The sequence below is a fragment of the Dasania sp. GY-MA-18 genome, from assembly GCF_024734385.1.
Classification (GTDB): Bacteria; Pseudomonadota; Gammaproteobacteria; order Pseudomonadales; family Dasaniaceae; genus Dasania; species Dasania phycosphaerae.
Genome location: NZ_JANHAP010000009.1, coordinates 101,302 through 118,182, shown reverse-complemented (window position 1 = coordinate 118,182; position 16,881 = coordinate 101,302). Strand labels below are relative to the sequence as shown.

At 37.5% G+C, this 16,881-nt stretch carries 19 protein-coding genes; 8 read left to right on the top strand and 11 right to left on the bottom strand.

Annotated features, from left to right (window positions below):
• Positions 1-550: 550 nt before the first annotated feature.
• The gene (locus NO559_RS11950) at positions 551-1,087 is read left to right on the top strand and encodes a DinB family protein (RefSeq protein WP_258332077.1); all 537 of its coding nucleotides are present in this window, start codon (positions 551-553) and stop codon (positions 1,085-1,087) included.
• 116 nt (positions 1,088-1,203) lie between these two features.
• Here NO559_RS11950 and NO559_RS11945 read toward each other — a convergent pair whose 3' ends face one another.
• The 9 genes from NO559_RS11945 to NO559_RS11910 are packed head-to-tail and all read right to left on the bottom strand — an operon-like array spanning position 1,204 to position 8,282.
• A complete protein-coding gene (locus NO559_RS11945; RefSeq protein WP_258332076.1) occupies positions 1,204-1,740 on the bottom strand; it encodes a YbhB/YbcL family Raf kinase inhibitor-like protein in 537 nt (178 codons plus the stop codon).
• A gap of 52 nt (positions 1,741-1,792) precedes the next feature.
• Positions 1,793-2,917: an ABC transporter permease gene (locus NO559_RS11940; protein WP_258332075.1), complete on the bottom strand. Its 1,125-nt coding sequence runs from the start codon at positions 2,915-2,917 to the stop codon at positions 1,793-1,795.
• Complete coding sequence (locus tag NO559_RS11935) at positions 2,844-3,575, bottom strand: phosphonate ABC transporter ATP-binding protein (RefSeq protein WP_258332071.1); 732 nt, start codon at positions 3,573-3,575, stop codon at positions 2,844-2,846. Before NO559_RS11935 ends, NO559_RS11940 begins: the two co-directional genes overlap by 74 nt.
• An 11-nt stretch (positions 3,576-3,586) precedes the next feature.
• Positions 3,587-4,450, bottom strand: a complete 864-nt coding sequence (locus NO559_RS11930) for a phosphate/phosphite/phosphonate ABC transporter substrate-binding protein (protein WP_258332069.1) — start codon at positions 4,448-4,450, stop codon at positions 3,587-3,589.
• Between the two features lie 9 nt (positions 4,451-4,459).
• Positions 4,460-5,158 (bottom strand): hypothetical protein, encoded by a 699-nt coding sequence (locus tag NO559_RS11925; RefSeq protein WP_258332068.1) that lies wholly within the window; start codon positions 5,156-5,158, stop codon positions 4,460-4,462.
• A complete protein-coding gene (locus NO559_RS17045) occupies positions 5,142-5,402 on the bottom strand; it encodes a transposase (RefSeq protein WP_375542740.1) in 261 nt (86 codons plus the stop codon). The genes NO559_RS11925 and NO559_RS17045 overlap by 17 nt, the downstream gene beginning before the upstream one ends.
• Positions 5,386-5,982 (bottom strand): nitroreductase family protein, encoded by a 597-nt coding sequence (locus NO559_RS11920; RefSeq protein WP_258332067.1) that lies wholly within the window; start codon positions 5,980-5,982, stop codon positions 5,386-5,388. Before NO559_RS11920 ends, NO559_RS17045 begins: the two co-directional genes overlap by 17 nt.
• Positions 5,979-7,136 (bottom strand): MFS transporter, encoded by a 1,158-nt coding sequence (locus NO559_RS11915; RefSeq protein ID WP_258332066.1) that lies wholly within the window; start codon positions 7,134-7,136, stop codon positions 5,979-5,981. Before NO559_RS11915 ends, NO559_RS11920 begins: the two co-directional genes overlap by 4 nt.
• A gap of 9 nt (positions 7,137-7,145) precedes the next feature.
• On the bottom strand, positions 7,146-8,282 hold the full coding sequence (locus NO559_RS11910) for a citrate/2-methylcitrate synthase (RefSeq protein ID WP_258332065.1): 1,137 nt from the start codon (positions 8,280-8,282) through the stop codon (positions 7,146-7,148).
• A 173-nt stretch (positions 8,283-8,455) separates the two neighbouring features.
• Here NO559_RS11910 and NO559_RS11905 point away from each other — a divergent pair, with 173 nt between their 5' ends.
• From NO559_RS11905 to NO559_RS11875, 7 genes are read left to right on the top strand one after another with little or no spacing between them, the layout of a single operon-like run.
• The gene (locus NO559_RS11905; protein WP_258332064.1) at positions 8,456-9,544 is read left to right on the top strand and encodes a LeuA family protein; all 1,089 of its coding nucleotides are present in this window, start codon (positions 8,456-8,458) and stop codon (positions 9,542-9,544) included.
• Positions 9,545-9,555: 11 nt separating this feature from the next.
• Positions 9,556-10,272, top strand: a complete 717-nt coding sequence (locus tag NO559_RS11900; protein WP_258332062.1) for a TenA family transcriptional regulator — start codon at positions 9,556-9,558, stop codon at positions 10,270-10,272.
• The gene (locus tag NO559_RS11895) at positions 10,269-11,411 is read left to right on the top strand and encodes an amidohydrolase family protein (RefSeq protein WP_258332060.1); all 1,143 of its coding nucleotides are present in this window, start codon (positions 10,269-10,271) and stop codon (positions 11,409-11,411) included. The genes NO559_RS11900 and NO559_RS11895 overlap by 4 nt, the downstream gene beginning before the upstream one ends.
• 11 nt (positions 11,412-11,422) lie before the next feature.
• A complete protein-coding gene (locus NO559_RS11890) occupies positions 11,423-12,772 on the top strand; it encodes a 3-isopropylmalate dehydratase large subunit (RefSeq protein WP_258332059.1) in 1,350 nt (449 codons plus the stop codon).
• Positions 12,773-12,779: 7 nt separating this feature from the next.
• Positions 12,780-13,385: a 3-isopropylmalate dehydratase small subunit gene (gene leuD / locus NO559_RS11885; protein ID WP_309149072.1), complete on the top strand. Its 606-nt coding sequence runs from the start codon at positions 12,780-12,782 to the stop codon at positions 13,383-13,385.
• Entirely contained in the window at positions 13,378-14,037 is a 660-nt protein-coding gene (locus tag NO559_RS11880) for a Sua5/YciO/YrdC/YwlC family protein (protein WP_258332058.1), read from the top strand. Before leuD ends, NO559_RS11880 begins: the two co-directional genes overlap by 8 nt.
• The gene (locus NO559_RS11875; RefSeq protein WP_258332057.1) at positions 14,024-14,725 is read left to right on the top strand and encodes an L-threonylcarbamoyladenylate synthase; all 702 of its coding nucleotides are present in this window, start codon (positions 14,024-14,026) and stop codon (positions 14,723-14,725) included. The genes NO559_RS11880 and NO559_RS11875 overlap by 14 nt, the downstream gene beginning before the upstream one ends.
• On the opposite strand, the gene NO559_RS11870 is transcribed toward NO559_RS11875, so the two are convergent.
• On the bottom strand, positions 14,722-15,618 hold the full coding sequence (locus tag NO559_RS11870) for a LysR family transcriptional regulator (protein WP_258332055.1): 897 nt from the start codon (positions 15,616-15,618) through the stop codon (positions 14,722-14,724). The genes NO559_RS11875 and NO559_RS11870 overlap by 4 nt on opposite strands.
• Before the next feature lie 1,118 nt (positions 15,619-16,736).
• Positions 16,737-16,877: a hypothetical protein gene (locus NO559_RS16995; RefSeq protein ID WP_309149071.1), complete on the bottom strand. Its 141-nt coding sequence runs from the start codon at positions 16,875-16,877 to the stop codon at positions 16,737-16,739.
• Positions 16,878-16,881: the final 4 nt, after the last annotated feature.

The following is a 16,881-nucleotide window of genomic DNA, read 5'->3' as shown; positions in this document are numbered from 1 at the left end:
GGATATGGGGTAACTGTGTTGCCGATTCAGACTAGAGGCTTCTAGATCGATGACAGGTGGTAGATTTGTAAGGCTGTCGAACCACATAGAAAAGCCCAATGATGTATATAGTAGTTTAGCTGTATTTCAGACGTTAGTGCATATACTACGCAAAATTCCGGTAGCTTGAGATAGGGAACACTGTCATGCACATCGGTGATAATGTTGCACTTACCGTCTACAGTGCGGTGATCCAGACAAAAGAAGCCTTTGGTTTTTTCATCTCGCACCATATAACCGCTGTCGGGAACGGTGGTGCTTTGGTTAATCTCTCGAATGACAGAGGCTTTCGAGTGACCTTTCCCCCTAAAAATCCAGTCAAACGGATAATGAAAAGCCATTTCTTAACGCCTTGTGAACTGATAGTATTAATATGTTGCTAAAACATGAGAAATACCAGCTCATGGACTTGCACGTCAATTGGCCGAACTGACCTTAGACTACAGGCCATAAAACAGAAGCCACACCGCAAATTGACATGCCTTTATTTTATAACCAGGTAGATTATTCCATGATACTAGAACACCAATTTCTACTACTTGCTGAGTATAACCAGCAGCTGAATAAAAAAGTGTATGACTCTGCTTCCAAATTGGAAAACGCAGAACTATCTAAAGATCGTGGTGCTTTCTTCGGGTCAATTATAGGTACATTAAACCATATATTAGTTGCGGACTTAATTTGGTTAAATCGCTTTTCTCAGACTGAATTACCAAACGACTTACTACTCCATACAAAACAACTCCCAAAACCTAAAAATCTCGATGACATTCTCTATTATGACATCTTCGAACTCTATCTGCATCGACAGATAATCGACTGCGAAATCATTGAGCTAATGGGTAAGCTTTATTACCCCTTATTAAGTAAAAATTTCACCTATACAAACTCGAAAGGAGCAGAGATCACTAAGCAGTTTTCTTATCTTCTTTTACATTTTTTCAACCACCAAACACATCACAGAGGTCAGGTAACAACTCTTTTGTCGCAAGAAGGTATTAGCGTTGGCACAACTGATCTTTTAGCGATAATTCCCAATGAAAATTAATCACGCGTTAAAAACTTACCAATACATAACACGCTGCATACATTATAGATTATCACATTAAGAAGACTAAGCACCCTTCAATTAAAACAATACCCATGCATAGGATTACGCGTTTATCACCGTCTCAAATAAGTAACAATAGATGCCTTCTCTAATACATTTTCTTCAAGACTGTAACCGACGAGTTCTGGGGTAGCACTCTCATCTAGCCCAAGTTTTTGTACAGACAATGCATATACCGTGAATAAATATTGATGGGGACTGTCGCCAACAGGCGGACAAGCACCACCATAACCTTTTGTTCCAAAACTTGTAGTACTTTGAATAGCTCCGTTTAGCATTTTGTTCTTAGCATTACCTCCAGTAGCAGCTGGAATCTCAAGTACAGTATGGGGGATATCAAACATAATCCAATGCCAAAAGCCACTCCCAGTCGGCGCGTCCTTATCATAAACAGTTATAGCAAAGCTCTTTGTTCCTTCAGGCGGCTTATCCCATCTGAGATGAGGGGATATATTTCCACCGTTACAACCGAAGCCTGATAGCACCTGCTTAATATTCAACTGCCCCTTTAGGTCATTACTCTCTAAAACTAATCCATCTGCAAAAGCGCAACCTGAAAATAAGAATATAACCATAAATTTAATTTTCATTTATTCCCCTCAAAAAAATCCTATCGGCCTAGTTTGATTAGCCTTAAAACTATTATGATATCTTCGACCTTAAATAAACCGATAGGTAATCCGTTAACACAGTCATAATGACAGTAACCAATATATACGCTGATGCGATGGAAAATGCCATAGCAGACAGATACTCATGTATTGGCAAACCTATTCCCTCTGCACCAATTAATCCCAAAACCGTTGCACTATGAATATTAATCTCCATGCAATATAGTGTTTGCGCCACAATCAATGGAGCTGCTTTTGGAATATAGTGATAATAAATTACGTTTACCCAATTACCTCCGCAACGTTTAACAACACCTGCCATCTCTGTAGGTAAAGATTCAAAAGTTTCAGAAAATAATTTAACCATTATCCCAGCAGAGAAAATACTGATTGCTAGCACTCCTGGAAAAGGGCCTAACCCCACCATCGCTACAAATATTAGACCAAGTAAAAACGTTGGTAATGCCCTTATGACAGTTACTAGCATCCGCACCGTATAATATACAGCCGCACCCAAAATACCTTTCTTAATAAGATTATCAGCGCAAAGCATACTTAATGGGATCGCGATAAAAAAACCAATAAATGTACCAAGTAATGCAACCTCGATTGTTTGTCTAGCATAAATGTAAACTGCATCATATAAATGAGTTAAATCTGGACGTAACAAACCTTGAAATAAGTCTAGTATTATTGGTGCACCATGAGCTATTTCGTCAACACTAAACTCTGTGATCCTATAAAGATAATGAATAACAAGTATGGCTGTCATAATACGGATATAATTCCAATTAAGTACTGGTATCCACCAAACCGGGTACGCCAATCTGCTTATCGCCCCCAAAGAAACTGAGCTACTAACACTGTATTGCTCCAATAAGATCTGACTACTTCTCTCATAATGGTAGTGTGCAATATGGTATGCGAGGGAGGAAATCATGAATACAATCAGCAACAAACTGAAATCTTGTATCATAATTAAAACCGAACTAAAAATCAGAAGAGCTATATCAACACGCTGCTTTACAGGAACACTTGCAATATGGAACTGCATTTTCGTTATATCCAGACCCCAATATTGCTTACCCATAAAATTTTTCCACCATACCAGCTTGATTGAAATCACCATATTTTGAGCAACATTGGATTTTTCCATTTTTGAGACCGAGAATATTATTAAAATATTTATTCACCAAATTCATCTGATGCAGGTTAACAATAACAGTCATATTTTCACAATGTGCCAAATCTGATAACAGCTGAATTATACGATCAGCATTAATTGGATCTAATGATGCAATAGGCTCATCTGCTAATAGAATGGGTTTTTCCTGAACTATTGCTCTAGCTATTGATACGCGCTGACGCTGGCCTCCAGACAATTCACTAGCTTTTCGGAAGACATATTTTTCCATCCCTACTTTCCTAATAGCTTCAAGCGCTACATCTATATCATGATTACTGTAACGCATAAAAATCTTTCTTATCAGTGATTGATGATTCAATCTTCCTATAAGAACATTCTCTAGAACATTAAAGGTATCGCACAAAGCATCACCTTGATAGATCAAAGAACTATGTTTGCTTGCAGATAGATCTCTATTATTCATTTCGTCTTTTATTTTTATATCTATAGATCCGGTATAGCATTTAATTTGTCCGGACAGTGCTTTTAAAAAAGTAGTCTTTCCAGAACCTGACTCACCTATCACAGCAAGAAAGGTACCCTGTTGAATTTCAAGCGAATCAATCTCTAGTGCATATCCTGATGTGCGAGGATATTTGACTTTAAGGCCACTAACTTTTATATCCATACGATTTATCCTTACTTAAATATCTCTGGCTCAACATGCTTCATAACAGCTTTTAATTTTTCATACTCCTCTGGAAATGCAGGCTCTAGCGATTCGATACCATAGAGTTCATATAGCCACTGGGATGAATAGGGATCTTTGGAAGCATCTAAAAGTGCTTTTTTCAACGAACTTTTTATCTCGTCTGGAACATTGCTTCTTATTATTTGCAAGTCGGCAGGAATAACACTCGTTGTATATATAACGCGTGTTTTACTCATCACATCTGGCGCTATATATTTAAGATCCTTATTTAATCTTGCGTCCTGAAAGATTGCACCTGCATCAACTTTACCCTTATAAACAGACATAACGATTGATGTGGGATTACTAATATGAACAGCTCTCAAATCCTCTTTTAGATCTATATTGTTTTCTTTAAAGATTGACTTAGGATACAAAGAGCCGGATGCGGACAACCTATCGCCAAGGGCTATCGATTTGCCTTTAAGGTCAGAAATTTTATGAATATCACTATCTGACTTTACTATTAAAAGGCCCCTATACCCCTTTTTACCATAGCGAACGGAGGCACTTAGAATATCAACATCCGTGATATTCATTATTAAAAGATAATTTATTGGACCCACAAAAGCTAAATCCACCCTTTCTGTCTTCATTGCAATCGCAAGAGATGAGTAGTTACTCAGAGTAGTAGCAGTAACCCTATACCCTGTCTTTGAACTAAGATAATTAACTAACTCTTTTGTCGATACCGATACAGTATTAGATGTTCTTGATGGAACAAAACCTATCCTAACAGCCTCAGAGGCATAGCTATTCGTCGACACAACAAACGATAATACTGCAACTACTTTTATTAAATGATAACTCATAGTCTCACCCTAAAAATTAACCCTAACCCCATACTCAATCGCAACACCCTGTCTTCCGGATTGAGGAAGATCATCTGAAAGGTAAGAAACCCTTAGCAATAAATCAAAATCATCACTCATTCGATAAATATAATCAAACCAACTATTTAATACATATTTATCACTGTTTGAAGAATAACCATGAATAATGTTATATCCCCTTATAGATGATCGAGAAGATAATATATTCTTAATGCTGTAGTAATGCTGTATTTCAACCTTTCCCCTTTCACTGTATCCATCCTTAATAAAAAACTGTAAAAATGTGCTTACATCGTATTGCTTAAGAAAATTAGACATCAATGAATTTCGATTGAATACATATTCAACGCCTATAGAGTTACTACTTCCATCTGACCACTCTTGATATCGACCAACTATGCCTAATGGCGTCTTAGAACCTAAATCCTTAAAACCCCGGTAACCCATATATCCTTCGAATGAATTAGTGTTAGAGTTATTGCATCTACATTCATACAAGCCAAGTAGATATATATCGCTATCGAAATAGCTAAAATTACTTATAGCAAATGTTTGCTCATCATTCTCAGCCTCCCTAAACTGAAGTCGTGTTATAGACCTAGCATCACAAACAATACAAACACCTAGAAGTAAAACAAGAAACGTGAGTCGTTTTTGGAATTTTATTAAGCTAGACACTGGATCCATATTTACTTATCCGACGCTTTAATAGATTAACCTCTAGCCTTATATCTGCCAACAACTCCTCTATGGACCTACGCACGATTTGATTATCTGACTGATCATGTATATGACTGGCATATTCTGACTGCCATCTATAAAATGTCGACTCACTAATAGCATACTTTTCACATATTTGATGTATTGGTATCCCGCTTCTTTTTTCTATAACTATTTTTACAATAGTTTCTGAACTATATCTCTTCCCCATAACAACTCTCCGTAGTTAAACTAAAATATTCCACAAAATCATTAATTTTAATATTCCTATCCCTTTCACTAAGAAGCATTGGAAACCCTATATTTAGAAAACCAATAATCTCCTCACCACTATCTAAATTAATAATATTCTTCAATATTTTTGATTTTGTTAAAATTCCAGTTGACCAAAAGCACCCAAGTCCTAGTGTCATTGCGGAAATTGATACTGTGTAAGCTGCAATACCTGCGGAAATTATTTGATCCTGATAAGACACCTTTTTATTCATATCTGGTGATAGAATAGCTATTACAATGAGCGGCGAACGCCTTAGCTTTCTATTAAGCATATCTATAGAAATACTAGGAAGATCACATTGAATGCCAGCCAATTTTCTGTACCGAGCGCATATATCGTCATAACTACTTACATCTATAACAACAAACCTCCACGGCCTAAGTGACTTGTGATCCGGGACAGAACTTAAGAATTCAAAAAGATTATCTTGGATTTCATCGGGAACTGGCGAATCATAAAACTTAATAGCTGATCGTCTATCACATATATTCATAATAACCTCAATATTATTCATGTATTAATTCCAACTTCTTTGTATGGATTGCTTGTAAATATATAAAATACGAACGAAGAAAAAAGAACTGCAACTCCTAAATAATGGAAGCCATAAGTTGTATTTTTAGCAATAATCAATGGAATAAAAATCGCTATCAACAAGGTAACTATTTCTGTCACAATTGTTAGATAACCTATTATCTCAATCCTGTTTTCAAGAGAGTCTGATAAATCTGCAAACACCTTCAATCCCGATGGCATCATGACTGAAAACGCCAACGTTTCTATAACAAACAGCATTATGAAAGACATTTCAGAATCTACAAAACCTATAAGCAATATCGAACAACCCATGATAACCAAGGCAAAAAAAGAAAGACTTACTCCATTAAAGTAATCCGATAAGCGACCGGTGTACGGCATTAGAACAGTAGTAATAATTCCCGCTAAAGCAAAAATATTACCGACCTGATTAATATCAAAATTTAAATAATTTACTAAGTGAAATGGCAGAATTATCATAAAACTAAAAAGAGATGCCCGTCTGATAATACTTGGAATATATGCAGCTAATAGCACAATGTTAGGGTGTTTGTATTTTTGGCTTACTTTTTTTCTTGTTTCAATTCTGTGAAAAATCCAGCCATACAATGATATTAGTAAACCAACTGTAGCGATGAAAGCCCCAACATAGAAAACAGCTCGATAGTCAAAATAAGAGACTACCAACCCTCCAATAAATGGGCCAAGAATCATCCCTACACCAAAGGAAGAACCAAAGAGACCCATCCATTTTCCCCGGTCATCTCTATCTTTTGTTAAATGCATTGCAAGATCACTAAGACAAATTACTGCAGCACCTTCGACAAGTCCTTCAACGAACCTAATAAGAATAAATGCAAAATATGAATCAAAATATGTGTAAGATAAAAACACACCTGTGTATAAAAAAAATGACAAAGACAGAACCCATTGGGAACCCCTCCATCTAACAAAACCACTTACGAAGTACTTTGACGTGATACGTCCAATTACTAACGTAATAAAAGGCAAGCCTAACATTGTTTCAGGTATACCATATGAGCTGAGAAACAATGGCATAATCGGCACAACCATACCGAAACCAATATTTATACTGACTGAAAGTACTATTAGTAGATAAAAGTGTGTCATATTTTATCGCTATTCTATGTTACTTTTTGAGTTAATATATTTTCCCACATAGAGTGCTTTTGGCCTGATTAATCGACTGTTCTTCTTGAACTCTAAGAAATGTGCAACGTACCCATAGACACGACTCATCGCGAACATTGAAGTAAAATACTTCTTAGGAATTCCTAAACTGTTGAATACGGCTCCTTTGTAGAACTCAACGTTTGCCCAAATATCTTTACCTTTTTCAGAAAAACGATTTCTACATACTTCTTCAACTCTAATAAGAATATTAAGTAAGCTTTCGGCATCATCATCCTCACAATGAGACATTGCTAAAGGCTTGAGTATTTTCGCCCTAGGGTCCACCACCTTGTACTCTCTGTGCCCCATTCCCATCACTCTCCCGCCCTGGGATAAAATTTTGTCAATATAGGGTTCAACATTATCTAAGTTCCCTATATCCTCCGCCATCGCTAGAGCAGCTTCGTCAGCCCCGCCATGCAACACACCATAAAGCGTACCTATAGATGCAGAAATACTTGACGAGATGGGAGCCTTAGTACTAGAACAAACCCTGCCGGCAAAAGTACCCGCATTAAACCCATGCTCCATTTGAAGAATCTGGACACAATCAAGGATTGTGATCTCGCTATCACTGGGCAAACGGCCATGAAACAGATAAAAAAAACGCTCGTTAATTGTATTTCCTTCCAGTGCGGTTATTCGATCTAAATTATTATCCTTTCGGTATACCGATGAAATCAGAGCAGCTATCTTTGCTGTAATGAATAGTCCTAAACACGCATCTTCATCTTCCGAGGGACGATTACTTAAATCCATATCCGAAGGACTAAGCGTTGGAACAAATGACTGCAAAACCAACATTGGGTGAATATTATTTGGCATCGCCATCAAAAGATTATTTTGCTCTTCTGTCAGCATACAGTTGTCCAATAAAAACTGGTTGCATGCTTGATGTTGATCACTACTCGGCCAATCACCAAAAACCAACATCCATGAAACATCAATGAAGTTCCTGGTAACAAGGTAATTAATATCATAACCTCTATAAAACAACTGACCACCAACACCATCAACGTCTGAAATTTTTGTCTCGCCAACAACAACACCTTCCAAACCAGAATTAATCTTAACTTCTGACATCTTTAACCTCCGCAATGTTTGAGCGTCTAATCTAATGAAAAATTTAACAAAGCGATAGTTATATAAACTAATAAATCTATTAAGAATATTTATCCTAATAAAAATAAGAGAATATCGAGAGTACTTGGTAGTGCTTAATTTTATACGAGCTGATACCTTTATATGAATTGGACATGAAGCCAATAGAAATATACAAGAAAAAGGAGATGGTAACGATGTCTGTTCGTCATATAAAAATACTAGACACAACTCTTCGGGATGGTGAGCAAGCTCCAGGTCATGAAATGAATTTCATCAACAAGCTGCGTCTCTTCACAAGGATACACGACCTGAATGTTGATTATATTGAAGCAGGATTTCCTGTTTCTAATGAAACGGATTACAAATTATGTCAATCACTATCAGTAATAGATGAGAGACCAACACTCACTGTTTTTTCAAGACCGACTGATAGTGACATTAAAACAACTTCAAAATGCATTACTAACAAAGAGAATGTTCAATTACAGTTGCTATTGAGTTCATCAGATATACATATAAAAAAGAAAAGAAGGTATACAATCGAAGATGAAATTGAAAATGCGAAACGAGGAATAGAAAAAGCCAGAAAATGCGGCTTCAATGAGATATCACTTGGCCTTGAAGACTCATCTCGAGCCAGCCATGAAAATCTTGAAAAGATTTTATGCTCGCTTAAAGATTCAGGATATCAAACTGTTGTATATGCTGATACTGTAGGCTGCGCAACACCCAGCCACGCTTCAAAAGATATACAATTTATAAAAACGCTAGTTGATGACAGCGTAGATGTATCAGGTCATTTCCATGATGATCTTGGATTAGCCCTGGCTAATGCCTTAGTAGCTATAGAAGCAGGGGCAAACACTATTCAAACCACAATATTAGGTATTGGTGAGCGATGCGGAAATACGCCAATCGAGCAGCTCGCTGCCGTCTTACATTATAAGAAAGAACAATATAATGCATACACCAATATCAATTTAGATAAGCTGTATCCCCTATCAAAAGATCTAGTTAAAATGCTAGAAATCCCCATCTCTTTAACCCGGCCAGTTGTTGGCGTTAATTCATTTTCTACTCAAGCAGGAATTCACATTAACGGCTTACTTAAAGACAGAGAGATCTATGAATACGTACACCCAGAGGACTTTGGAAGGAAGATGACCATTAGTAAAAGCAAGCACTCAGGGAGTAGCACAACTTATAAGAAACGAAATGAAATTGAATACGAGACGACCTAAAGGAAAAACAAATGAATGACCTTAGTTCCCCAAAAAAATTTAGTAACAATCTATTTATGAAAATAGATGAGTATATAGATTTAAATAAAAGTGCAGGAGAAGCTTTTGTTAACGCCCTACAAAACTGTAACAATCTAGAGCTTGTTAAAAGATGGGCCATCCAAAAATATCATCAAACATACCTACAAAACATAGTATTTAGCGCAATACATAGCAACACACAAAATGAAACTCTTCGACAAGCAATGATAGATCAGCTAATAGCCGAAGAGACATCCATCAAAGATGGCAGCGACAGTCATTACAACCTAATGAAAAGGTTCGCAATTGCCTGTGGTGCAACTGAGGATGATATCAGAAAAAGCCAGGTATCGGATTCAGTAAAAATTTTTATAGATTACTTAACAAACCGATGCAAATACAGCGATCCAATGTTGGCACTGCTCTCAATATATATTAATGAAAAACAGGTACCCACATCCGCTATTAGCTCAAAAAGCCTCATTCAAGATAAATTCTGTATTTCAGATATAGACATGGAATGGTTTGATCTTCATGGCGCCCTAGACATTGAACACGCACAGGAAGGAAAAGCATTAATAGAAAAATATCAATATCAATGCCCTGAATTTGATTCGATGGCCATGCCCGTCGTAAAGCAAGGTGTAGTTCAGTGGAATAAATTACATGATCACTATTGTCAAATAATTAACGGAGTAGAAAAATGAACGCAAAATTTAAAGATCCATCAAGACCCTTTATCGATGCAGATTCACATATAGAAGAAGGGCTTGACGTATTTAAGTACCTTGATAAAAAATATGATCATAGAAAACCTATTATCGTTGATGTAGGAACAAACGTGACTTGGTCACCAAAAAGAACCAAGCTTTGGCTTATCGACGGTGTTGTAAGACCTAAGCTCTGGGGCAATAACAGCTCCTGCTACGGCACGCCTCTTGAATCTGATTTTGTAGAGACAAAACCGGTAACAAGAAATGTTCAGGGGCTGTTAGACGTAGAAGAATATTGCGATTCCATGGATACGATTGGTCTTGATGTATCAGTTATCTATAGCACACTTTTCCTGCATCCGGTCACCGATGACCCTTATTACGAAGCAGCTCTAATGAGTGCATGGAATAGCTTTATGGCTGAAACCTGTGGAAAGCGCTCCGATAGATTAAGGTGGGCGGCATTGATACCCATGAACTGCCCAGAACTGGCCGTCAAGGAAATAGAGCGCGTTAGCGCAATGGGCGCTTCAACTATTATGATGCTAGGCACTGTGCGCGGTAAACCACTCCATAGCCCAGAGTACTACTCAATTTTTGAGAAAATCCAGTCACTCAATATGCCCATTTCCGTTCATGTAGGCTGGTCTCACACGGGCATTCACAATACCTGCGACAGTATTGCAGCATCCATTGTACTTAACTTTGAACTTAGCTCAGTTTTTGGTTTCTTTTCCTTTGTATCTGGCGGAATTTTTGATCGCTTCCCCGATCTTAAAGTTGCGTTTGTTGAAGCTGGCGTCAACTGGTTTCCAGTTGCATTAGAACGTATGGCAAAATGGCACAAAACACCTACTGCTCAGCCATGGCCCTCAGAGTTCTCTCCTACAGAGTGTTTTAATAAACATCAAATATATTTCACTGTAGAAGGTGACGAAGAAAACCTTAATGATTTCGTTGATACTGTTGGTGTTGACCGCATTCTTGGCGCTGCAGATTTTCCTCACGTTCACTATGAAGGAGCATCATTAAGCAAAGCATTTACCGACTTGAAAGAAAATAAGAAATTTTCGGATGAAGACAAGAAGAAAATTTTTGGTACCAACGCACAAAACTTCTACAACATTTACTAACAGTTGAATGAATGATGGCACGTAACTACTTTTCAAAGTTGTGGAACCAGCATCTTATATCCGAAAGAGAAAATGAAGATCTACTTTACATAGATCTTCACCTCTTACACGAAGTCTCTAGTCCGCAAGCTTTTTCAGGATTAGAGGATAAAAAGAGAACAGTAAGGCGCCCATCTCGAACAGTAGGCACGATTGATCATATCGTGCCTACTAATGATGATAAGGACATAGATGAAAAGAGCTATAAACTCATTAAGACAATGAGAGATAACTCTATTAAATACGATTTTAAGCTTCTCGATACAAACAGTTATGAGCATGGAATAGTCCATGTAATAGCTTTGGAACAGCGGTTGGTGAAGCCTGGAATGACTGTCGTTTGTGGAGACAGCCACACCTGCACCTTAGGTGCTATAGGGTGTATTTCTTGGGGTATCGGCACTAGTCAAGTTGAGCATGTTCTCGCAACACAAACTTTAGCAATGCAAAAGCCTAAGCAGTTGCAAATAGAAATTTCCGGAAAACTAAACAAACATGTTACCGCGAAAGATATAGCATTGGAGATATTGGAAAAGCATGGTTCCCGATTTGGCGAAGGCTATGCAATCGAGTTTTTTGACCAGACAGATTCAAAGCTATCTATAGATGAACGAGCGACTATCTGTAACATGGGCATTGAGATGGGTGCAAGATATGCCTATTTCAAACCTGACATGACAACGATTCAATTCTACAAATCACATAATATGAATAAGGTTAGAGATGTCGTTAATTCACTAAATGAAAGGCTAATTAATGACTTTGATCAGAAAATATCTATCAATGTTAGTGATATAAGCTGCAAAGTGTCTTGGGGGACAAACCCAGAAGACACTATATCTATTAATGACACCATACCCCAAATGACATTAAGTAACACACAAAAATATGATTATATGGGTATAGAACCAGACACGTTAATCAAAGGATTAAAAATTGATTTGGCGTTTATCGGATCATGTACGAATGGGCGTTACTCTGACATAAAAGCCGCTGCAGAAATCATTAAAGGGCATAAAGTTAATAATGATGTTACAGCAATCGTTGTACCTGGCTCGGAAAAAGTGAAACGTGACTGCGAGAACGAAGGCCTTGACAGCATATTCATTGAAGCCGGTTTTGAATGGCGAAAGCCTGGTTGCTCCATGTGTGTAAGTATTAATGGCGATATGGGAAAACCCGGGCAGCGAATAGTATCAACCTCAAACAGAAATTTTGAAGGGCGACAAGGACCTAGGGTTAAAACACACCTTGCCAGCCCACAAGTAGTTGCTGCCTCTGCTGTAAAAGGTGAAATCTGTAACCCAGCTGATTTAGAGTGAAATGACCATGATGTTTACGCAAGCACAGTTTGCACCATTTTTAGAAGACAATATCGATACTGACCTAATAATACCGCAACATGAATTGATTACTGTATCTAAATCAGGCTTAGGAGCCGGATTATTTTCTGGAAGATCTAAACAGCCAGATGGTACACCGTGCTCTGATTTTATTCTAAATGATCCACGATATGCGAAAATAAACGGTATTTTAACAGGAAAAAACTTTGGGTGTGGCAGCTCTCGTGAACACGCCGTTTGGTCCCTTATGGATTATGGAATAGCCTACATTATTGCTGAAAGTTATGGGCCTATATTTTATAGAAATGCAATCTTGAATGGCCTTCTACCAATCATAGTAGATCATAACGTAGTCAATATTCTTGAAACTCATTTGAAAAATAATTTAAATATAGGTGTCGATTTAGCTTCTAACCAATTAGTGATCGAAGATAGTAGCTTCAAACGCAATATAGAATTTTATATTGATAGTAATGACAAACAAAAAATAATGTCAGGAAGTGACCATATCGATGAAACTTTAGCCGACATTGCAAGCATAGAAAAATACGAAATTAATAATCCTTTTGATGAGAGCTACACAAATGAATAGTGAAGTAGAAAATGCACTAAAATCTATAAAAAATAGCGGCCTTTGCTTAATAAAGGCAGACATAGGATTCGGTCTAGTAGGTCACAGTGAAGAATCTATGAGAAAGATGTATGAACTGAAAGGCAGAGATTTATCAAACCCAGCAATTATCGTTGGCAATTTGGATGTCGTGGATGAAATATCGCTCATTGATTCAACAACCAGGCAATGGATCAAAGACATATCCAGCAGAACCACACTTGCTGTCATCCTTCCTGTAAACCCTGAATCAAAGATGTTAAAGCGACTACCAAAATTTGTGTATAAACAAGCAACCCTAAACGAAACTGTAGCAATATTTCTTAATACAGGGAAATTTTTAGAAAGACTAGTTAATCTGGCTTACCAAGAGGAAATTCTGTTGACAGGCTCATCCGGCAATTTATCAGGACGGGGAAATCAATATCAAATTGATGACGTTGGGGAAGCTATCACAGAAAAAGTTGACTATACCTACAACGAAGGTGCCTGCGCCTATGAAAACAGTCATCGTAGTGCAACAACAATCGTCAACCTAGCACTTAAGAATATTCGGCGAGTGGGCGTTAATCACAACCTAATTAAAAGTGAATTTATTAAGTATAAAGAGGTCCAAGAAAATGCTTCAGTATAATGCTTGCAAAGAAGTAATCAGTGAAATATCTATCCACATTAACAATGGCGCTGTAGTTGTACTACCCACTGCAACTAATTACAACGTTTTTACACGATATGACAATAAGGAAGGAGTAAAGAGAATATATAAAGCAAAACACCGCGACCATAGAAAGCCGCTTACGCTATGTTGCGCAAATGTTAAAATGGCTCTTCAATACGTAAAGATAGGAAGTGTATCAGAAGCATTAATAAAAAAATGCCTACCAGGAAATATTAGTTTCATATGTAGAAAAAACAATAAAGTGCCCAACTATATTACAAGCGGTATTGATACAGTTGCCATTGCCAACCAAAGTCAAGATTTACTGAATGCTATTATCGAAAGTGTTGGCGCTCCATTGGCAGGAACGTCTGCAAATTTAAGCGGTGGCGGTAACGTAAGAGAATATGAAAAGGCCTATAACGACCTTGGAGGAAAAGTGGATGTAATGGTTAATGACGGCACATTAATCAGCCAGGATGCTAATAGCATTATTGATCTTTTGGGTAATGTACCGCTTCTTGTTAGGGAGGGTGACGTAGATAAAGCTACACTTAAGAAAATGCTTGCTGAAATAGATGACAGTATTACCGAAGCTCATTATAAATCTGTTACAAATGAAAAATCAGAAAGCTCCGGTCATGAACTTCTTGAGTTAGACTAAGTACATTCCTCAAACGACTCCACTGTGCCAGTTTTAATAATATTTATAAAATTATTAAAGGGGGTTGAAAGTGTGTAATTTTTCAAATAAAAGAACCCACACTTCCTATTTATTTCCCCAAAGCTGTAATTGTTAAGCACAATGGCATTTTTATTTCTGTTGAGAAAATCACGATCAACATATCCGAGGCCTACCCCTTTAGATATAAGCTCTTCTCTAAAGCCTATATCACTAATCTCCCATACGAGCCTGAAATTACTTCGCAGCTTTTTGGGCGCAGGTCTGTTGGAATGATCATCTAAGTAAGTGGCTATCAGTATCTTTTTCTTTAGCACGTTTAAATCACCCCGCTGTAACTCTTCGATATCCTCAATACCTTCAAATGCAACAAGGAATCGATCATCTTCACGTACAGGAATACAATCAAAATCATCCATATTAGATTGAAAAAAACCGAACCCAATATCGTAACAGCCATCCAATATAGAACTGACTACCTTCCTACTAGGCTCAATATGCAGCTGAAAATTAAAATCATCGCTATCTAATAAGAAATCATGAAGAATATTTTTAATCAATGGGATTAGTGAAGCGTTAGCTATTACCAGCCGGATTCCCGGCTTAGCGGAATTTATAATATGCTCCAGCTCTGTGACCACTTCTTTTTCTTTTGCCTCAACTATAGATGCATAGTTGTAAATAGCCTTGCCTGCTTCTGTACAAGAACAGCCATCATCTCTTTTTATGAGAAGCGTGCCAACTTTATCTTCTAACCGCGACACTTTCTGACTAACTGATGATTGTGTTTTATTTAATATTCCAGCAGCCCTATTAAAACCACCATGGTCCACTACTGATTTCAAGGTTAATAATTCATCAATCTTAAACTTCATCTAAATGCTTCCTTGCGATTTAAAATGGCAAGATATATACATATATCCTGCTGCTTACCTGTTACCCACTACGATTTAGTGTTGATTTAGTTAAAACCTTCCTCTATATGCCAAACAGAGAAAATCTCTATTGCAGGCCTAACAGGACTCAACTCTTCCAATGGGCTTGATACATGTCAATTTTAAATTTTTAGACTCGTTCCACACGAATATAATCAACATGAGATTTTTAATCTACGCCATCTGCAGCTTGTCAAATAATAAGCGGCTGCGATTATCATCGTGCAAAACTATCTTATCGCCGAACACAGAAACGGATAATCACCCAGGATTCATGCATAAGATTATTGGTTGACAGCGCACCATTATCCTTAGTTTTTGAATAAATAGAGGAAGATATCATAGATTTATACCTCCAGTTTTCTAAAAGTGCAAACTGCCTCACAAAATTTAGAATTCCTCGTTCCGCAAATACTTCCATATTCCCTACAAATATCAGCCAGTAAAGTTTTTAAAACACGTGACTGTACTATGCAACTAAAACTGACCCCCCCGATATAAGTTTACCAATATCTTTATTCGATCATTTCGGGCGATCAACCATTGTTATATTGATGTGGTCGATGACGATTGACCAGGTATTCTTGTTTCATCAGTTTGATACCAAGCCAGCGCTTAAGCGCAGACGTTCTGGCGAGATCATATTGGGCCGCTCACAACAGCAGCAAAAGCTACCACAATGAAGATTAAAAACTCGCAAGTCGCTTAACTCACCATCTATCTTGATAGTTTTTGAATCAGCGAAAACCTTTGATCGAATCCGGCATCAAGGGAACTGAGGCTTTTTTAAAAATCTATTTATCCTCCTCAAGACTTTTAAACTTACGCTATAACTCGCGAATCTTAATCTGATCCGGTGTTTTGTCATATTGCACTACAAGCTGCCTTTTCGCTCCTCCCGAAGTTGCAGAGCTCGTTTATCATCAGCGAACTCGCAGCCCCATGGCTTCGGCGATATCACGATTTGAAGACTTTGGTTTGAAACTTTATAGAAGTTACTGCACAATGGAGGCAGTGCCAGATAAAATTCGGGCACAGTTAAATCAATTCAGAGAAGTTCACTCAAGCATTTTTCCTCTTATTACTAAATCAATATATTCAGAACTATAGCCTTTACCCAGGAAGAAGCGTAACCGCTTTAAAAACTTTTTCGGTTCTTTAGGCATAGGGGCACTCCCATACTTTTTCTTATCTAACATGACT